Source organism: Microcoleus sp. FACHB-672, from assembly GCF_014695725.1.
Classification (GTDB): domain Bacteria; phylum Cyanobacteriota; class Cyanobacteriia; order Cyanobacteriales; family Oscillatoriaceae; genus FACHB-68.
Map to the genome: position 1 here is coordinate 59,916 of NZ_JACJOU010000013.1, position 18,751 is coordinate 78,666.

The following is an 18,751-nucleotide window of genomic DNA, read 5'->3' on the forward strand; positions in this document are numbered from 1 at the left end:
TTTTGAGTAAAACTTATAATTTCTTACACATAGCTTCTTTGAATTAAACAACTAAGTTTTAACATTCGTTAAAATAAATAAGAACATTTTCCTTTGATAGGGATGAAATGGCTCAGAACATTCTTGTACGGAACAATGTAAACGTGTTTGGGCAAGGGTCACAGCCCATGCTATTTGCACATGGGTTCGGTTGTGACCAGAATATGTGGCGTTTCGTAGCGCCGGCCTTCGAGAACGACTACCAAATTATCTTATTCGACTATGTAGGATCTGGGAAATCGGATCTTCACGCTTACAGTGCTGAGCGTTACAGCGAACTCAACGGTTATGCCCAGGATGTCCTTGATATTTGCAAAGCATTAAATTTGACAAATGTGATTTTCGTCGGGCACTCCGTCAGTAGCATCATTGGCATTTTGTCATCCATAGAATCCCCTAATTACTTTGAGCGGCTCATACTCGTTAGTCCTTCACCTTGCTACATAAATGATCCCCCTAATTATGTAGGAGGATTCGAGCGCAGAGACATTGAAGATCTGCTCGATATTATGGAGAAAAATTACATTGGTTGGGCAAGCTTTCTCGCTCCAGTTATTATGAAAAATGAGGATCAACCTGAGCTAACTCGTGAGCTAGAGACAAGCTTTTGCTCGACCGATCCAGTGATCGCAAGCCGCTTTGCCCAGGTCACTTTTTTTTCCGACAACCGCAGTGATTTGCCAAAAGTGACGGTGCCGTCACTCGTCTTGCAATGCAGTGAGGATGCGATCGCTCCGATTGAGGTGGGGCATTACCTCCAGCGCCACTTGCCTGAAAGCACCTTGCAACTGATGAGAGCTACAGGACATTGCCCACACATGAGCCATCCACGGGAGACCATCCAACTGATTAAGGAGTATCTAATTGCCGCTCATGCTACCTGAGGCACACTGCCAAGAGTTTATGCTCTGCCACCCAGACGAGGTGCTGAACACCGTACCCTGCGGCTTCCTCTCGTTTACCGACGATGGCACAATTTCCCTCGTTAACGCCACAATGCTGGAATTACTCGGCCACGAGTTCGATGCTGTATGGGGCCGGCGCATCGAATCGATTTTACCACTTGCCAGCCGCGTCTTTTTTCAGACCCATTTCTTCCCCCTGCTAAAACTGCACGGCAAGGTGGAGGAAATATACATCTCAGTCAGATCCAAGCAGGGAACTGATATCCCCATGCTCGTCAATGGGGTGCGCCGGGAACGTGTAGGAAGCTTCGTCAATGACTGCATCTTTGTACCGATGCGGCAGCGTATCCAGTACGAAGCTGAAATTCTTCAGGCAAAGAAAATAGCAGAAGCAGCCATCCTCGCCCAAAACCTAGCAAACGCTGCCCTAGAGCAAGTTCAGGTAGAATTGGCAGCCAAGCAAGTAGAGCTGCTCGAACTCAATGCTAAGCTCGAAAAGCAAGTTGAGCAACGCACTGCCCAACTGCAACAAGCATTAAGTTTTGAATCATTGCTGCAACGAATTACCGATAAAGTCCGTGACAGTCTCGACGAGGCACAGATCCTGCAAACAGCTGTGCAAGAATTGGGGGTTGGGTTAGGGATCGAATATTGCGATGCCGGTATTTACAACGCTGATCAAACCCTCGTTTCGATTGCTTACAAATACGATAAAACCCAGACGTTGACTCAAGGGCAAGTTGGGGAAATTGCTCCTATGCGTCCAGTTATTTATCCCTCCCTTTTGCGTGGAGAAGCTTCTCAATTCTGTGAGATCGCCCCTGATTGGGTACTCCATAGCTCTAGTCAATTAGCAAGCCTTGCGTGCCCTATCTATGACGACCAAGGAATTTTAGGCGATCTGTGGCTGTTCAGGCAAAAAGAAGGAAGCTTTAGCAACTTAGAAATCCGGCTAGTACAGCAAGTTGCAAATCATTGTGCGATTGCAATGCGCCAATCTCGCTTGTATCAGGCAGCTCAGCTTCAAGTACAAGAACTGGAACGGCTGAATCAGCTAAAAGATGATTTTCTTAGTACCGTTTCCCATGAACTGCGGACTCCTATGTCCAGTATCAAAATGGCAACCCAGATGCTGGAAATTAGTTTAGAGCCTTTGGGCGTATTCACCAGTGACTCGAACTTAATTAACCGCTATTTCAAAATTCTCCAAGAGGAGGGGCAGCGCGAGATTAGTTTAATCAACGATCTCCTCGATATGACTCGCCTAGATTCAGGGACTGAACCGCTTAATCTCACTGATGATGTTATTCTCGAATTTTATATTCCTCATATTGCAGAACCATTTATTGAACGTACCCGCAATCAACAGCAGCAATTGGAAATCAAAATTCCTGAAAATCTCCCCCCATTAACCACGGATCTTTCCTATTTAGAGCGGATTTTGACTGAACTTCTGCATAATGCCTGGAAATACACTCCTCCGGGAGAAACCATCACTTTATCTGCTGAAGCAACCCCAACCGGCTTAGAAATTTTGGTCAGTAACTCTGGCGTGGAAATTCCTGCAGATGAATGTGATCGGATCTTTGACAAGTTTTACCGCATTCCTAACAATGACCCCTGGAAACATGGTGGAACAGGACTAGGGTTAGCGTTGGTGAAAAAATTCGCAGATCAGTTAGGAATTGACATCTCCGTTAAAAGCACTTACGGGGAAACGACTTTTGTTCTGAAGTTTGAGTCTTTCGGATAACAAAACTATAAGCGTGTCGGCTTTAGGAGATATCTGAGTTGCTGCCGGCATTCTTTAACTCAAATATGACTCTACCGATTTTGCGCCGGCAACCATAAAACAGAAATGAAAAAATGGCCAATCCATTATCATACATTCCTGCAATGAAGCCTAAAATTAGGTTTTCCCTTTTCTCCTTATTTCAGCAATTCCTTTAATTTTTGCTGATTCCAAAGTGAGCGATATAAACCGCCTTTCTGCATTAACTCAGGATGAGTGCCGGCTTCTACAATCTGACCTTGCTCCATGACAAAAATGCGGTCAGCGGTTGCGGCTGCGGACATCTGATGAGAAATGAAAATTACCGTTTTGCGCTGGATGCCGGTGGATAAATTATTTAAAATATCCGTCGCCGTCTGATTATCCACACTCGAAAGCGCATCATCCAAAATCAACACCGGCACATCCATCAACAAAGCCCGCGCCAATGCGGCACGCTGCCGCTGTCCCCCAGAAAGCGTAATTCCGCGCTCTCCCACAATCGTTTCATATTGCTGGGGAAAATTCAAAATTTCTCCCTCAATTTGCGCTTGTTTCGCTGCATATTCCACTTCTGGTTGTTCAGCTAAAGCATTGCCATAACGGATATTATTTCTAATTGTCGTGCTAAACAAAAAACTATCTTGAGGAACGTAAGCAAGCGCCCCCCGCAAATCCTGCAATCGTACTTCAGTAATATCGCAACCATCTAAAAATAATTGTCCAGGTGCAATATCCAACAAGCGCGGCAAGGCATTTGCCAACGTCGATTTACCCGAACCAATGGGACCCACAACCGCCACGGTTTCACCGGCAGCAATCTCAAAGGTGACATTTTTTAAAGCCGGCACACTCGCACCCGGATAAGTATAAGTCAACCCCCGTGCTTGCAAAGTCCCCCGCACCGGCTTTGGTAATTCAATAGCTTTCGCAGAGTTCTGAATTCTAGGCTCAACTGTAAGAATCGACTCGATGCGATCAATACTGACTTCACCTCGTTGATAAGCAGTAATCGTGAAACCTAGCAGCGCCGTTGGGAATACTAAACGCTCAACATAAAGAATTAAAGCAATAAAATCCCCCACCGTAATTTGCTTTGCTGCAATTGCCCCGGCACCAAATGCCAGCAACACCAGCAAACTCAAACTTGCCAATCCAGAAAGAATCGGAAACAGCAGCGTCCGAGTTCTGGCTAACTTCAAATTCGCCTCTAAAAGCCGACTGTTATTCTGGGCAAAAGCGCGACGTTCGTTTCCCTCCTGTGCGTAAATTTTAATCAGGGAAATGCCGCTCATATCCTCCTGAATCAACTCACTCAAACCAGAGAGTTCTTCTTGCACCACTAATTGTTGATTACGGAGGCGATCAGCAAATAGCTGCACCAAAATCAGCATGATGGGATAAACTGCAATTGCCAGCACAGTCAGGCGAAGATTAATCGACATCATCACCGGCAGCGTCAGCGCGTAGGCAAACACCGTATTTGCCAAACTCAACACGGCAAACCCCAGTAAGCGCCGAATATTATCCACATCAGACGTCGCGCGGTTAATCAGATCGCCGGTGGTATTAACGGCAAAGTAAGACGGTTCAAGGGTCAGCAGGTGTTGAAAAATATTTTGTTTCAAGTCAAATTCTACCTGCCGGCCCACCCCAAACAGCAATAGCCGCGACACCACCCGAATTCCCCACATTAACGTCGCCAGCACCAAGATCAGCACGACATAGGGCAAAATCGGTTGGATAGACGTGCGCTCGGTTGTTTCTACACTGAGTCTGAGTTGATCAATGCTATTGCTAATTAACAGAGGAATGTAAACTCCCACAGCGTTAACAATCAGCAGCGCTAAAACGCCCAAAGCCGCTGGTTTCCAGTGGGGACGCAAATAATTGGCTAGTTTTTGCAATCGAGAGCGAGCCATGTGAATTTTTAATTTTAGGTGAGAGGGGCTAGGGAGGAAAGACAGCTTTTTTGTCTGGCAACGATTAGAAAGTTAAGCGCTTATTTGCTTAATCTTGAGCGATGACGACTTTTTAGTTTAAACGAATTGCTGTCGGTGCTGCCTCCAACCTAATGCCGGTTACGCTTCGTTGCAAAATCGCTAGCTTAGGGTGAGCCAGCCGCGCATAAAGTAGTAAAGTAAGGCAAAAAATTCATTAATGGCTCGTGTGGAGCGTAGCAGCGCTTCTACAGAAGGGATAAAGTCGGCTAGCGCTAAACGCCTTTGCCTTTGATCGCAGATGATTTCTTGCAAGTTACTGGCGCGGGGAATTGTCGTAACTCCCTGCTTTTGAAAGGTCAACTGGGCACGTCCCACATCAATCGCAGAGGCGACCACAATGACTCGATTGTTGACATTTCCTTGATTGTTCGAGACTCGTTTGAGATTAACGGCAGTGTCGTGAACGCTCACACTTGAGTATTCTGTAATCGGCGACACGTTCATATTTGCCAGCCTAGTCTCGATATATTCAGTTTCAGTTTGATTTCTCGTCCCCACCACCAATTTGCCGGCGCTGACGATTGTAAGCGGGCGATTGCCTAAGCTAACCTGCTGCTGCTGTTGTTCAACCGCTTCCATAATCCGTTCGTTCGTATCTATCTGCGGAATTTGAGTGCCCGCAGGTTGATACGCCTCAGTCACGCCCCGTCCTAACACCACAATCGTACCGGCTATTTGAGTAGTAGTCGTTGTCTGACAAACTTGAGCTGGCTGGACGCCGGCTGAAATCACTTGGCGTTCCAAATACCGAGAGATCCAAGGGTTACTCGAAAGCAGCAAAATTACCAAAGCCCAAATGACTAAATTGGGCTTGACAACTTTCTTTCCATCCTTCAGCCCTCCCGCCCAAACATCGCTCGTGCCTAGCAGCAACAGCAACAGAGACAGACTCAGCGGCTTCAGCGGTAATGACAAAATGCTCCAAGCACTACCACTCAATGGATCGGCTGGATAGAAAAATGGCATGATCAGGGCGAGCAACAATACTGCGTAGCCCAACACAGCCAAATAATTTTTCGGCACCACTCGCTGCAATATGTACCACAAAAAGGTAAGCAGCAGCAGCCATAGCAGTGCTTGGGTTAGTAAAGAAAACATTTGCCAACTTCCTTAACTGTCACCACAACTCCGTTACCGATATTTTCGCCGGCTCGCCTGGATTCAGGCATAAAAATTCTTGACAAATATATTTGTTTCTTAAAATGCATTAAATACTAACCAGGTTAATATCCTTATTGGGTGTTTTGAGGTTTCAAATTTTGGTAGAAATCATTGTGTGAGATTACCCTATCGTCTGAGTGAGGCTACTTCTACCCAGTCTTTTGCTTTGTCATCTGCTGAATTGTACTTCAAAAATCTTCACAAAAACCAAAAGATAATTCGTTAATTTTCCTCCCTAGTAAGGGCATTTTAACGACATGATAAAACTCAGCTACTCACCCTCGCTGTTCATGTCACGTTCCACAATTTTAGCTTTGTCCATCAATGGCCTAGCCCCAAACTGGTCGCAACTGGAGAGTTCACAATATGGAAGTCAGTCATCTACTTAGGCTCTACGATGCGGGAGAGAGGGACTTTGCCGGTATCAACTTGCAAGGGGCAAACCTGAGTGGGGTAACTTTAATCGGGGTCAACCTCACAGGTGCCAACCTCATGGGAGCTAATCTCAGTCGCGCTTTCCTGACAAAGGCAAACCTGAATGATACCTTTCTCAACTGGGCAGATTTAAGTTTTGTTAAACTCAGCGAAGGCAATCTCGCTGATGCTGACCTGACTAAGGCTAACCTTAACGGCGCTTTTTTGGTGAAATCAGACCTATCTAAAGCCAAACTCAGCGGCGCTAATCTCACCGGCGTTAATCTGCGCGGTGCCAATCTGCAACGTGTAAATTTATGTAGCGCCAATCTCAGTGATATTAATCTGCGAGGGGCTAACCTCAGTCGAGCCAATCTTAATTGGGCAAATTTGTCAGGTGCAAGGCTCAGTGGGGCGATCCTTGATGGAGCGTTTTTAAATGGCGTGAACCTCAGTAAAGCTTTTTTGAATGGGATTGAACTGAATGGCGTCGATCTCAACGGCGTTGATCTCAGGGGAGCTAAACTGAGCGGCATCAACCTGCAAGATGCAAATTTAATGGCTTCAAATCTCAGCGCTGCAAAGCTTCGGGGAGGCAGCTTGATCGGAGCAAATTTGGCCGGCTCCGACTTGAGTCAGGCATTCTTGAGCAAAGCAAATCTGAATTGGAGCAATCTCACGAACGCAGATTTAAGCGGTGCCGATCTCAGTGAAGCGCATTTATTAGGGGCAAAAATCGAGGGAGCTGACTTTACCGGCGTCACGCTCCCTGAATCAACCCGCCGGTATCTTTGCTTAATTGCCGCCGGCACCACCGCCTGGACTGGCAAAGAGACGAGGGAGACGTTGAGTTGTTAATGGGCATGAGGCATGCGGGATTGGGCATGGGGGATTGGGCATGGGGGATTGGGCATGGGGGATTGGGCATGGTTGCGCCAACTAAAAGGTAGGGAGATTTCACCCTCTGACCCCCTCTATTCTCCCTCGCTCCTCTCTCTCACCGGCGTTTCAGCTCACTGCGAATTGCTTCTGTAACAGTTTGAATGACTTTGACGCGAGCAAAATATTTATCATTGCCGGCAACCACTGTCCAAGGCGCAGTGGGTGTACTGGTACGCCCAATCATCTGATTGACTGCCACATTGTAAAGTGACCATTGCTCTCGGTTGCGCCAATCTTCTGTGGTGAGTTTGTGTTGCTTAAAGGCATTTTCTTCGCGTTCTTGAAAGCGCTTTAACTGTTCTTCTGGGCTGATGTGTAGCCAGAATTTTACCAACACGCAGCCGGCGCTGGTTAGTTGCTCCTCAAACTCGATCATTTCTTGGTAGGCGCGACGCCATTCGGTTTCGGTGGCAAATCCTTCGACACGCTCAACTAGCACTCGCCCATACCAACTGCGATCAAAAATGCCAATGGTGCCGGCGGTGGGCAACCTGCGCCAAAACCGCCAAAGGTAGTGATGGGCTTTTTCTTCATCTGTGGGGGCGGCAAAGGCGCTGACAATATAACTGCGGGGATCGAGAACATCAGTTAAGCGTTTAATCGCTCCGCCTTTGCCGGCAGCATCCCATCCTTCAAATAGCACCAGCACCGGCACTTGGTTTTCGTGAATGCTCAGTTGAAGTTTTCGCAGTTGTAGTTGTTCTTTGCGTAACTGCTTTTTGTAATCTTTTTTGTCAAGGCTCACACTCAGATCAGTTTGCCCTAAGAAGTCTGGTTCAGTTGCGTCTAACTGCTCTTGTGGATCTCTAACAGGTGGCAGCGCTTGACTTTGCAGTCGGTCGAGTGCTTCTCTAAGGCTTGTTACCATTTTCGTTAAAACTTTAACCCGTGCCCAGCGCTCACAGTCTCCCTCTACAAGCGTCCAAGGCGCGATGCCGGTGCTGGTGCGGCTCACCATTTCTTCAGCAAACGCTGCGTATTCTGGGTAGCGGTTGGCTTGCTGCCAGTCTTCCGGGCGTACCCGCCATGCTTTTAGTTCATCCGCACCGGCTTTTTTGAGCCGGCTTTTTAATTCTTTTTTGCTTATATGAATCCAAAATTTAACAACCGTTGCGCCATCATCCATGAGTTGGCGCTCGAAGGCGTTAATTTGACTCATTGCTGAGTGAACCTCTGTTTCAGGCAAACGCCCAAAAAGCCGGCCTTCTAAGACGTGAGTGTACCAACTGTGATAGAAAAAACCGATACTGCCACGTGCCGGCAGTTTTTGCCAAAACCGCCACAGAAATGGGTACTGTCGCTCTTGTTCAGTTGCCGGCCAAATTGGGTGAACTACAAACCCACGCGGGTCCATGTATTCCACCATTTTCTTCACCAGCGAACCTTTACCCGCCGCCGCCCAGCCTTCCAATACAACGATGGTCGGCAATTTTTTTTCCCAACACGCCTGTTGCAGTTGCCGCAGTTCCCGCATCAGGGCTTCAATCTGAGTTTTGTAGGTGTCTTTATCTAGAGACACATTTAAGTCTAGGGTGTCTAACATTTTAGATTTTAGAGTTTAGATTGCAAGTGAGGTGCCTATAGCAAACACTAAAGTTTATTGTAGAGAGTGCACTTCGCTTGCTATCATGCAAGACTATAGCAAATAGGGTTGCTGTCAACCCTTAACTGCTGTTTGAGATTTCCCACAAGGCATAATTGATGCACATCTCCATCAGGGAAACTTGTCTGCATCTACAATCTAATAAAATTTTGCTGAAGGCGATCTGAGGGGTTACGGCTGCTTTGTGTTTCCAAAGGCCGGCATTTTAATCCCTCAGCACTGATCAGGGTTGTAGACAAAAGGATGGACAGGCGTGGAAGTTAAAAGCAGTCGCTTGGAGTCAGTGGTTGAGCAAATTGGCGAGGCAGTCCTCGCTACAGCTGTTACCGTTGAACGCTTAGCTGAGCGCATTGATGCGCTGGCGGTTCAAGTGCAGCACCAGTCGCAGCAGGTGCAACAGCAAGGTTATCAAATTTTTGCCTTAAGTGACGCGGTGCAAACTCTCGCGCAAGTCCAGCAAGATTCTATGGATCAACTGACGCAATTAACCGATTCGTTGCAACGTATCGTATCTGTGATTGAAAAGCCTGAGCCTTAAGACTCTCTCCGCTAAAAAGACAGGCATTCTTGGTTCAACCCGTCAACTGATTAAGTAATTTTACCTTTCTATACTTAATAAATGCCTCTAGCTGAAGCTTAGCAGCTTGAGTCGCACTTTGTATGCTTAATGGCTGATAGCGGCTGAATCATGTTTTATAGATAAAATTGTATTTTATTAATACGGTTTACCTAAATCTGTTCAAAGTTTCATCGAAAACGTCTGTCTATAAATTTACTGTCTTTTCGGAAAAACCTCTGTAATTGCACGGAGGAAATACCTAAAACGCAAAGATAGGATTTCTGGTAAGCATTCTAGTCTGAGCAGTTTTTATCCTTCAGATGAAGCTTATCGTTTCCTTGAGAAAGCTTTTTGCTACCTGAACTGGAAACAAGAACATCAAAATACCTGTCCGTCAAGTGATTTATAATACTTTACTCATAAGTAGCTTAGTTTATATAATTTGTAAATTTTATACTTAAAATATTTTTTAAGTGTAGCCGCCTCATTTTCACCTTGTTACCGGCAGAAGTCAGGAAGTTATGTCAATCTTTGGAGAAAGGTACAAAGGCTGGATTGTTAACTTTTAATCGACAATCAACTCAGCACTAAAAGCGCTCGCTCTGATTCCGTGAAGGGCGCTCGCCTTTTTGTGGACTGTAGGGGCGATCACCCCTTCTATACTACCTTCTCCTTTTAACCAGATATTATTCTTCTCAGGGTTTGCGACAGAGCACCGGCATTCAATTCAATCGTCTTGAATGCCGATACTCTGGGTGTTGCGATCACTTCCGTCCCTTACTCGCAGGCTAACACCTTCATCAGGTAGCCACCGGCAGACTCACCCGTATCGCTGAGCTTCTTTAGGGAGCAACTCAAGCAAGTGCTGTAAAACGATTGTAAAGGCACGGCATTGAGGAGCGAGAATGAACATTGAGGAAATTCTGAAGCAATACGCCACAGGAGCCAGAAATTTTACGAAAGCCAACCTGCGGAAGGCTGACTTGGGTGAAGCTGACTTAAAAGGCATCAACTTGAGTGAAGCTGATCTCAGTGGGGCCAACCTACGCAACGCCAACCTCACCGGCGCAATTTTAAGAGGAGCCAAACTCGCAAAAGCCGATTTGAGGCGAGCCAACCTTTCGGGAGCAGATATGACAGACGCAGTGCTGGTTGTGGCTAACTTGAGTTGGGCAGAACTGATTGGTACAAACTTAAGCAAGGCTGACTTAAGGGGTGCCAGACTGCGGGAAGCCAACCTGGTAGGAGCCAATTTATCGAGGGCCAATTTGCGACAGGCAGATTTGCATGGAGCCAACTTGTGCGAAGTTAAACTCCGCCGTGCCAACCTCAGAGGAGCGGATCTGATTGGAGCCAACTTGGCTAAAGTAGACTTAGGTGGAGCAGATTTGATAGAAGCCGGCCTGATCCGAGCCAATCTTATTGAAGCCATCTTAAGCGCCGCAGATTTAAGTAAAGCCAACCTACTTGGCGCAAATTTACACGGTGTCAACTTAATCGGCGCAGATTTAAGTGGGGCAACGATGCCGGATGGCAGCATCCATCCTTAACCGTTGAGACAGCCGGCACATCGCTCTCGCTATATGCTTTACCGGCACTCAACGGATCGCTACTTTCCCCTTAATATTTCACCCCTGTGATCTGCCTCACCCTGCTTGCTGGCAATTGTCACACCCTTTCCTCGGTTAAAATCACGTACCACAACAGCCAGACAAGGCACTATCTATCTAAGGACACAAATCTGGCAACAGAGATCACGCTATTGAGCGGTAAATGGGGGGACACGGAAATGCTTGAAAGATTATTACTAGCCGCCACAGTCACATTTTTACTTAACCTGTTCTCAGGCGTAAAAGTCCCCTATGCCCCCCAGACCGAATCAGAACTGCACCGGCAGCAAACTGTCCCTCAGAATGCAATCGTGCAGCCCAGCGCTCAAAGATCTCAGCTGTCGCTCAACTTTGAGCCGGCTAACCGCTAAAAGCAAGCATCAAGGAGAGTGGGCGTCACGTCAGTGTAGGGTAAAAAAGGAAAAATATAGAATTTGTCCTTTCCCATAGCCCGCACAGTGCCCCACTCTCACAAAAATCATGTTTCCTGGTCTCTACACCTTAACTGAACTGCAACAAGCCCTCGCCTCAGAACCCGAACGCTGGCGACCACTTGTATTCACCAACGGCTGCTTTGATCTGCTCCATGCCGGCCATGTTCGCTACCTGCAAGCCGCCAAATCCCTAGGTCGAACACTGATTGTGGGATTAAACAGCGATCACTCTGTACAAGCTATCAAACCCAACCGGGAAGGACTTCCCAGCCGGCCTATTGTGCCAGAAATGCAACGCGCAGAAGTGCTGTGTGCGCTCAAGCCGGTGGATGGAGTCGTGATCTTTAGCGAAATCACTGCAACCAACCTGATTGCCGCCTTGAAACCGGATATTTACGTCAAAGGCGGCGACTATCAAATTCAAACCCTGCCCGAAGCCCCAACCGTTCAAGCTTATGGGGGTCGCATCGAGTTGGTTAAAATTGAAATTCCTTCCTCGACCACCGCGATTATTAACCGGATCTTGCATCCCCAAGGCGATCCCGCTTAAACCGCCAACCAAAGCGTGAGATGAGCGCGACGAGGATTGTACAATAGGTTAAAACTCATGCTTCAGCGGATAGCTGATAGCTGATCGCTGATAGCTGCTCATGATTGACTCGACGACTTCCTCAGCACCCAACGCCTCAATGGATATCACCGGCTTTGGCTCCCAGTTAAGATCGGCACCAGAGAAAACCCAACTGCAACTGATTCAGCAGCTGGCAGATCCGAGTGAGGCCGGTTTGGACATTTTAATGGAATTCTTAATAGAGCGCCGGTCTGGGCCGGCAACTGTGGCCATCGGGAAAGCTTACCAGATGCTTTTCCAATCCGATTCACCCAAAGCAGCAGAATTCCTGAACACTCACTTTCCCACCGGAGTCGTCCCGCTACGCTCAGAAAGGGGAATCGACTATCTCCCGCTGCAAAAAATGCTTGCAGCTCAAGACTTTCAAGAAGCAGATCGGCTGACGCTGCAATTGATGTGTGAGTTAGCCGGTGCCAGTGCAGTGCAAAGAAAGTGGTTGTATTTCACCGAAGTAGACAACTTCCCGATCCCCGATCTGCAAACCCTCGACCATTTGTGGGGGGTTTACTCTGAAGGCAAGTTTGGTTTTTCTGTACAGCGAGAAATTTGGCTATCCCTTGGCAAAAACTGGGACAAACTGTGGCCAAAAATTAACTGGAAAGCCGGCAATAACTGGACTCGCTACCCCCAAGGGTTTACCTGGGATCTGAGCGCACCGAAGGGGCATTTGCCACTGACCAACCAATTGCGGGGCGTGAGAGTGATGGCAAAGTTGCTCACGCACCCAGCCTGGGAGGCGCGTCCAGATCGGGAAGGATGAACAAATGCCGGCAGCCGTTAAGGTAGAAGACGAGCAGCCGGCACAGAGGATATATGATTGTGTGCGGCGGCTGCCGGTGGCAAACGTCACTCGCTTTTCAAGACTCGCAGCAGTGGCAGCCTCACCGATAAATATTTGATTAATCGGAAAACCTAACTATCCGTGTTCTCGCTGTGTTCGTCATGAGCGCAGATAGGGAAATATAAGTCTAAGGTAATGCTCCCACAGCCCAGAGAGGTAGCGTGCTAAGTCTCTGTTGAGGGTACAAACCCTTCCCAGGTCGTTGCTCCTGCCTGTGGTGAAGGACGATGGCATCTGGCCCACATCTAAGCCGATGCAAAGCTACCAATAACGCCTCAGTTTTTACCGCCTCGGCAAACTGACGGCACATCGCCCGCACTCAAGGCAATCGCGGAGGGTGCCAGGGAGCGAATCAGCTAAAACACTCTTCCCTGCAACCGTACATGAATGTTTGTAATATTTTTAGATCGCAACCCAAAACCGCTATGATAGCCCCCGAAAACAAACAAATGGATTCGCTTAATAGTTTGAGTGCGGCAGCACAGGAGGATCAACGCCTGCTGATTTTAGCAGAATTGGGATTGTTAGAAGCGCAGAAAGTGCCGGTGTTTGAGCAAACTGTCCAAGCAGCGGCTGACTTTTTGGAAATCCCGATCTGCATTGTGGGAGTGCTGGATAAAGACCGGCAATGGTTGAAAGCTGCGGTGGGATTGAGCGATTTGCTGCCGCTAAAACAGCAAGCTCAGATCCACTTGTTGCGAAACGAATGCTTCTGTTCCCAAGTGGTGGAAAGTGGACAGGTTTTGGCTATCCGCGATACAGCCAATCACCCCCTGTTTGGTCATCGTTCCCTCGTGCAGCAGTACGGCATTCGCGCTTACTTAGGCGTTCCGTTGCTGACATCAAGCGGCCATTGCTTAGGGACGCTAGCCGTAATGGATCTGGCACCTCGTACCTTTACTACTAAAGAAATTCAGTTTTTGGAACTGACAGCCCGCTGGTGCATGAGTGAATTTGAGCGCCAGCGCCTTGCAGGTGAGCCGGCACAGTTTTCTTCCAGCTCCCATGCCGGTTTTACCGCTCAGAGCAAAAGGCGTTTCCAGACGGCTCTCAAGCAAATTAAAGCGGAAATGCTCACCCACGTTACTCAGGCTTTAAGGACACCCTTGACTTCAGTGATGGGGATGGCCAGCGTGCTGGAACGGGGAATTTATGGGCCTTTAAACAACAAGCAGCAAGAATATCTAGAAATTATCCACGACAGTGGCCGTTATTTAATCTCGCTGGTGGATGAAATTTTAGCGCTGGGAGAACTGGACGACAGTATGCCGGAGTTGCATCTCACGGCGATTGATATTGAAATGTTGTGCCAGCAGGTGATTAATGCTTTAGAACAAGATGCCAGCCGACGAGAGCAAGAAATACGTTTATCCGTCGAACCGGGTCATCGCATTTGGATGCTTGATAAGCTGAAGATTCAGCAGCTACTATATAATTTGCTTTTTTGTGTGATTCAATCTGCCACTGCCGGCAGTATTGTTCGCCTCCATGTCTCTCGCAGAATTTCTGGGTTAAATATAGCGGTTTGGGTATCCCACCCCTGGTTGGGAGAAGGACTTCCCCTAGCAACACTGTCTTCCTGCCCTTTATCAGAACTGACCCTCTCACAGTCCCTAGCAGCGGATGAGGGGAGTAAACGACCTGAAGAACTGGAAACGCCGGTTTTAGCAACCCACGCGACGAACGGGCACAGGCTAGATGAGTCGAATTTGGCGGCGCTGGTTGAGTCAGACAGATTAGAGCCGGCGCGGCAATTATTTGGGGGCAACCGCTCTCGTGAAGGCATCGGACTGTTGCTAAGCTGCCTGTTAGCAGAAATGCACAACGGCGATATCTCAATCCAAGGCTCACCGGAGTCTGGGTATCGATATGTAGTCAGTTTGCCAGAAGTCACCGCTTCTTTCACTGAGCCTTATGCCAGCTAAAATAGGCTGGGATTGGGAAATGAGTCGTTAAACAATCCTCTAATCCCGGCTGATATCAAGAAAATTGACGCTAACAGAAAAATGGACAGGATATCTTTGTTCCTGTTTTAGAGCCTTTTAAGTCGTTTTAAAAGATAATGGCTTATAACTTTTGCCGTTCGAGACTGAACTCGAATCAGGCAAATTTCACAGTCGAGTTTGGTCTCGAAAGCCACAACGATTGTTACTAGGACGTGAAAGGCAATTCATGAATTCTGTTTGGCAACAGTTAACTTTGGAAAACTTTTTGCTGCACAAGTGGCAAACTGCTAGCTATTTTTATCGTTTAATTGGCGATCCCCTGCGTGCTTGGCGTCAGGGTAGCGTGTTGATGCAGTGGGGTGAACCAATTGCAGCAGTATTGGTGAGCTTGATATTTGCGCTGGTTCCTTTTGTATCAAACGATTTGGTGGGCGTTTTACTGATTGCCTGCGCTTGCTTTTGGTTGCTGCTAACGCTATCGGATGAGGCGCAAGTCGGTGTGACTCCCATTCACTGGATGGTGTTGCTGTACTGGAGTGTGGCAACGGTGGCAACAGCGCTGTCGCCGGTGAAAAAGGCGGCATTTGTGGGGTGGGGGAAACTGACGCTTTATTTGCTGCTGTTTGCCCTCTTATCACAACTGTTGCGTTCGCCTCGGATTCGCGCTTGGTTAATTGGGTTGTATTTACATACTTGCCTAATTGTCAGTGTCTACGGGATGCGGCAGTGGTTTTTTGGGGCACCGCCATTGGCAACTTGGACAGATCCCGCGTCTTCGAGTGCGAATGTGACGCGGGTTTATAGCTATTTAGGAAATCCCAATCTTCTAGCTGGGTATCTGCTGCCGGCTGTGGCATTGAGCATTGCGGCGATGTTTGCTTGGCGCAGTTGGAGTGCGAAAGCTTTGGCGCTGACAATGACAGTGGTTCATTCGGCTTGCTTGATCCTGACGTTTAGCCGAGGTGGCTGGATTGGCATGGTGGTTTCCCTGGGTGTCATGATGCTGTTACTGGTTTACTGGATAAGCGTTCAGTTGTCACCTTTCTGGCGCACTTGGGCGATGCCGGCAGTGTTGGGAGGAGCGGTTGCGGCGTTAATTGTGGCGGTGATGTTTGTTGAGCCGGTGCGTGATCGGGTATTCAGTATTTTTCTGGATCGCAAGGACAGCAGTAATAATTTCCGCATTAATGTTTGGGATTCTGTAATGGCGATGATTCGAGATCGTCCGATTTTAGGAATTGGCCCAGGTAACTCGGCTTTTAATAAAATTTACCCGCTTTATATGAAGCCGCGTTTTACTGCCTTGAGTGCCTATTCCATTTGGCTGGAAGTAGCAGTAGAAACCGGCTTTATTGGCTTAGGTTGTTTTGTTTGGCTGCTGTTAGTGACGTTTAACCAAGCGCGGGTGCAGCTTGCCAGACTCCGCCGGCTGGGTAGTGCCGAAGGGTATTGGTTAATCGCAGCAGTTGCCACGATTGCCGGTATGCTTGCTCATGGTTTTGTCGATACGGTTTGGTATCGCCCTGAAGTTAGTACGCTTTGGTGGCTAATGATGGCGATTGTTGCCAGTTACTATACAGTTCCGAAACGGCAGCCGGCGAATGAGCTAATTTCTAGCGAAGATTCCGCTGTTTAAAACGAAGAAGATTTGATGCCGGTTGCAACACTTAACGCAACCGGCAATTTTTGGATATTTAATAATTAATATATCCAAATACTTGTATTTTTTTAGTTATTGTAAAACTGTATAATATTTTTTCAAAACTTGTGTAACATTTGAATTGACGTATAAAAATGCGTGGCTCAATTCAGATATACTTAATATTATGTCTTTTCCCAATACTCACACTATCGCTTCTATCCGGTTCCTGCAACGCCAAGCAGCCTCTCTGCTGCTCTATCAAAACGTTCTCGCCGGCATTGCCGGTCAAACTTTCCTCAACCTCTTGCAAGCCCTCCACCAAAGTGATGCCAGTGGCACGAATTGCCTACAAGCTTATGGCAGTTGGTTCAAAGCTTTGGCTGCCAAAAATCAAAGCTGGCAAAATTATTTAATCGCGCAAATTCTCAAAGATGAGAATCCCTTTACCCAACAAGCACAGAAAACCGAACTAGCCAGTTTGCCGCCGGCACTTATTGCTGCTGCCCAACATGATTTACAAGCCCTACAAAGTCTGTATTATTGCAGCGGTGAACAGTTAAGCCGATGGGTACAAACTGCTTCCGGAATACCCGATGCGCCGATTGTTTGGGATTATGAACAAAATAGTGAAAAGGTCGCATCTGAACTGCCGATTATAACATTTCTGCAAACGCAAAGCAACTGGTCAGATGCGCTAGAAACCTTAACAACTTATTATCAGAAGTACAGCATCGGCTTGTTTGCAGATGCGCGGGCGGTACGCTGGGATTCAGGAAAATTAGTCAAAATCCCACACCCTGATTCTATCAAGCTTAACGAGTTAACGGGTTATGAGCTTCAGCGAGAAACCTTACTAAAAAATACAGAATTTTTATTAGCCGGTTTTCCAGCGCTGCACGTATTGCTTTATGGTAGCCGTGGTTCTGGCAAATCTTCTTTAGTGAAGGCGCTATTAAATGAGTGCGGCGAACGGGGTTTGCGTCTCGTTGAAGTGGCAAAATCTGACATGAAAGACTTGCCGGCAATTGTTGAGCAGTTGCGAGATTTACCGCAAAAATTTATAATTTTTGTGGATGACCTTTCTTTTGAGGAAGATGATGATGCCTTTAAAGCACTGAAAGTAGTTTTAGAAGGAAATATCACCGCTAGACCTCAAAATGTAATTGTCTATGCGACATCTAACCGGCGGCACTTAATTCGAGAGTTTTTTGATGATCGTCCGCGTCCGAGTAGCAGTGAGGAAGTTCACGCTTGGGATACTGTTCAAGAGAAGCTTTCATTTAGCGACCGCTTTGGTTTAACTTTAACATTCGAGCCGGCAAATCAAGACACTTACCTCAAAATTGTCCGCCATCTTGCAATGCAAGCCGGCATTAATCTCAGTCAAGAAGATTTAGATTATAAAGCACTTCAGTGGGCGACTCGTCATAACGGTCGTTCTGGGCGCACAGCGCGGCAATTTGTTGATTTTCTTAAGGCAGAATTAGCAATAGCCGGCCAATTGAGTAAAAAAGATAAAAAGCGTCGGTAGATTGCCTAACTTTTCCCTGGTTTAAGCTTGTAAGATAGTAAATCTGGGGAATCATTAACATAACAACAGGGAGGAAACCTAGAAAATGACCGATGAAAAATTCATGAAAATGGCAATCGAAAAAGCCAAAGAAGGTCTAACAAAAGGGCCAACTCCTTTTGGGGCGTGTATTGTCAAAGATGGAGAAGTTATCAGTTGCGTGCATAATATTGTCTGGCAAAGTACAGATATCACCGCTCATGCCGAAATTAACGCGATTCGAGAAGCGTGTAAAAAATTAAATACGATTGATTTGTCTGGTTGTGTAATTTATTCCACTTGCGAACCTTGTCCCATGTGCTTTAGTGCCTGTCATTGGGCAAATATTTCTAAAATTGTCTACGGAACCAGCATTGAGGATGCTCAGAATGCTGGTTTCAGAGAGCTAAGCATTTCCAATCAGCAGATGAAACAGTTAGGAAATAGCTCTATAGAAATTCAGGGAAATTTTATGAAAGAAGAAAATTTAGAAATTTTTAAAGAATGGAAAGAATCAAAATCTGGTAAATTATACTAAAAAATTAAGCTTAAAAATTAAAGCATTATAGAATTTAATTTTTAAGTTAACTATTCTACACGGATTAGGCAAACCATTTTCAGGGTAGATTCTGTATAAAGAATATTCCGGTATTTTCCAGATCCAATCCCGGAAAAATCTACTCTTTTATTGTTTTGCAAGC

At 46.8% G+C, this 18,751-nt stretch carries 16 protein-coding genes; 13 read left to right on the forward strand and 3 right to left on the reverse strand.

Going from position 1 to position 18,751, the window contains the following annotated elements; all coding sequences use genetic code 11:
- The first annotated feature begins 167 nt into the window (after positions 1-167).
- Together H6F56_RS08260 and H6F56_RS08265 are read left to right on the forward strand one after the other, a co-directional pair.
- Positions 168-923: an alpha/beta fold hydrolase gene (locus H6F56_RS08260; protein ID WP_305076119.1), complete on the forward strand. Its 756-nt coding sequence runs from the start codon at positions 168-170 to the stop codon at positions 921-923.
- On the forward strand, positions 913-2,697 hold the full coding sequence (locus H6F56_RS08265; RefSeq protein ID WP_190666698.1) for an ATP-binding protein: 1,785 nt from the start codon (positions 913-915) through the stop codon (positions 2,695-2,697). Before H6F56_RS08260 ends, H6F56_RS08265 begins: the two co-directional genes overlap by 11 nt.
- 176 nt (positions 2,698-2,873) lie before the next feature.
- Here H6F56_RS08265 and H6F56_RS08270 read toward each other — a convergent pair whose 3' ends face one another.
- Positions 2,874-4,637, reverse strand: a complete 1,764-nt coding sequence (locus tag H6F56_RS08270; protein ID WP_190666700.1) for an ABC transporter ATP-binding protein — start codon at positions 4,635-4,637, stop codon at positions 2,874-2,876.
- Between the two features lie 180 nt (positions 4,638-4,817).
- Complete coding sequence (locus H6F56_RS08275) at positions 4,818-5,816, reverse strand: YdcF family protein (RefSeq protein ID WP_190666701.1); 999 nt, start codon at positions 5,814-5,816, stop codon at positions 4,818-4,820.
- A 429-nt stretch (positions 5,817-6,245) separates the two neighbouring features.
- On the opposite strand from H6F56_RS08275, the gene H6F56_RS08280 reads away from it, so the two are divergent.
- A complete protein-coding gene (locus H6F56_RS08280; RefSeq protein ID WP_190666703.1) occupies positions 6,246-7,151 on the forward strand; it encodes a pentapeptide repeat-containing protein in 906 nt (301 codons plus the stop codon).
- Positions 7,152-7,290: 139 nt separating this feature from the next.
- Here the strand turns inward: H6F56_RS08280 and pap are convergent, their stop codons facing one another.
- Positions 7,291-8,778, reverse strand: coding sequence for a polyphosphate:AMP phosphotransferase (gene pap / locus H6F56_RS08285; protein WP_190666705.1), 1,488 nt, complete (start codon positions 8,776-8,778; stop codon positions 7,291-7,293).
- Positions 8,779-9,091: 313 nt separating this feature from the next.
- Between pap and H6F56_RS08290 the strand changes: the two genes are divergently transcribed.
- The 10 genes from H6F56_RS08290 to H6F56_RS08330 all read left to right on the forward strand — a co-directional run bounded on the left by H6F56_RS08290 (position 9,092) and on the right by H6F56_RS08330 (position 18,588).
- On the forward strand, positions 9,092-9,376 hold the full coding sequence (locus H6F56_RS08290; RefSeq protein WP_190666707.1) for a hypothetical protein: 285 nt from the start codon (positions 9,092-9,094) through the stop codon (positions 9,374-9,376).
- A 926-nt stretch (positions 9,377-10,302) separates the two neighbouring features.
- Positions 10,303-10,947: a pentapeptide repeat-containing protein gene (locus H6F56_RS08295; RefSeq protein ID WP_190666709.1), complete on the forward strand. Its 645-nt coding sequence runs from the start codon at positions 10,303-10,305 to the stop codon at positions 10,945-10,947.
- Positions 10,948-11,186: 239 nt separating this feature from the next.
- Complete coding sequence (locus H6F56_RS08300) at positions 11,187-11,378, forward strand: hypothetical protein (protein ID WP_190666711.1); 192 nt, start codon at positions 11,187-11,189, stop codon at positions 11,376-11,378.
- A gap of 109 nt (positions 11,379-11,487) precedes the next feature.
- Positions 11,488-11,991, forward strand: a complete 504-nt coding sequence (gene rfaE2, locus H6F56_RS08305; RefSeq protein ID WP_190666713.1) for a D-glycero-beta-D-manno-heptose 1-phosphate adenylyltransferase — start codon at positions 11,488-11,490, stop codon at positions 11,989-11,991.
- A gap of 100 nt (positions 11,992-12,091) precedes the next feature.
- Positions 12,092-12,832: a GUN4 domain-containing protein gene (locus H6F56_RS08310; protein ID WP_190666715.1), complete on the forward strand. Its 741-nt coding sequence runs from the start codon at positions 12,092-12,094 to the stop codon at positions 12,830-12,832.
- 4 nt (positions 12,833-12,836) lie between these two features.
- Positions 12,837-12,971 (forward strand): hypothetical protein, encoded by a 135-nt coding sequence (locus H6F56_RS26795; protein ID WP_255513696.1) that lies wholly within the window; start codon positions 12,837-12,839, stop codon positions 12,969-12,971.
- A gap of 367 nt (positions 12,972-13,338) precedes the next feature.
- Positions 13,339-14,838 carry a GAF domain-containing sensor histidine kinase gene (locus H6F56_RS08315; protein WP_190666717.1) on the forward strand — a complete coding sequence of 500 codons (1,500 nt, stop codon included), beginning with the start codon at positions 13,339-13,341 and terminating at the stop codon, positions 14,836-14,838.
- Positions 14,839-15,085: 247 nt separating this feature from the next.
- Positions 15,086-16,495: an IctB family putative bicarbonate transporter gene (locus H6F56_RS08320; RefSeq protein WP_190666719.1), complete on the forward strand. Its 1,410-nt coding sequence runs from the start codon at positions 15,086-15,088 to the stop codon at positions 16,493-16,495.
- A gap of 190 nt (positions 16,496-16,685) precedes the next feature.
- Positions 16,686-18,032: an ATP-binding protein gene (locus tag H6F56_RS08325; protein ID WP_190666721.1), complete on the forward strand. Its 1,347-nt coding sequence runs from the start codon at positions 16,686-16,688 to the stop codon at positions 18,030-18,032.
- An 85-nt stretch (positions 18,033-18,117) separates the two neighbouring features.
- Positions 18,118-18,588, forward strand: coding sequence for a nucleoside deaminase (locus tag H6F56_RS08330; RefSeq protein ID WP_190666723.1), 471 nt, complete (start codon positions 18,118-18,120; stop codon positions 18,586-18,588).
- Positions 18,589-18,751 lie beyond the last annotated feature (163 nt).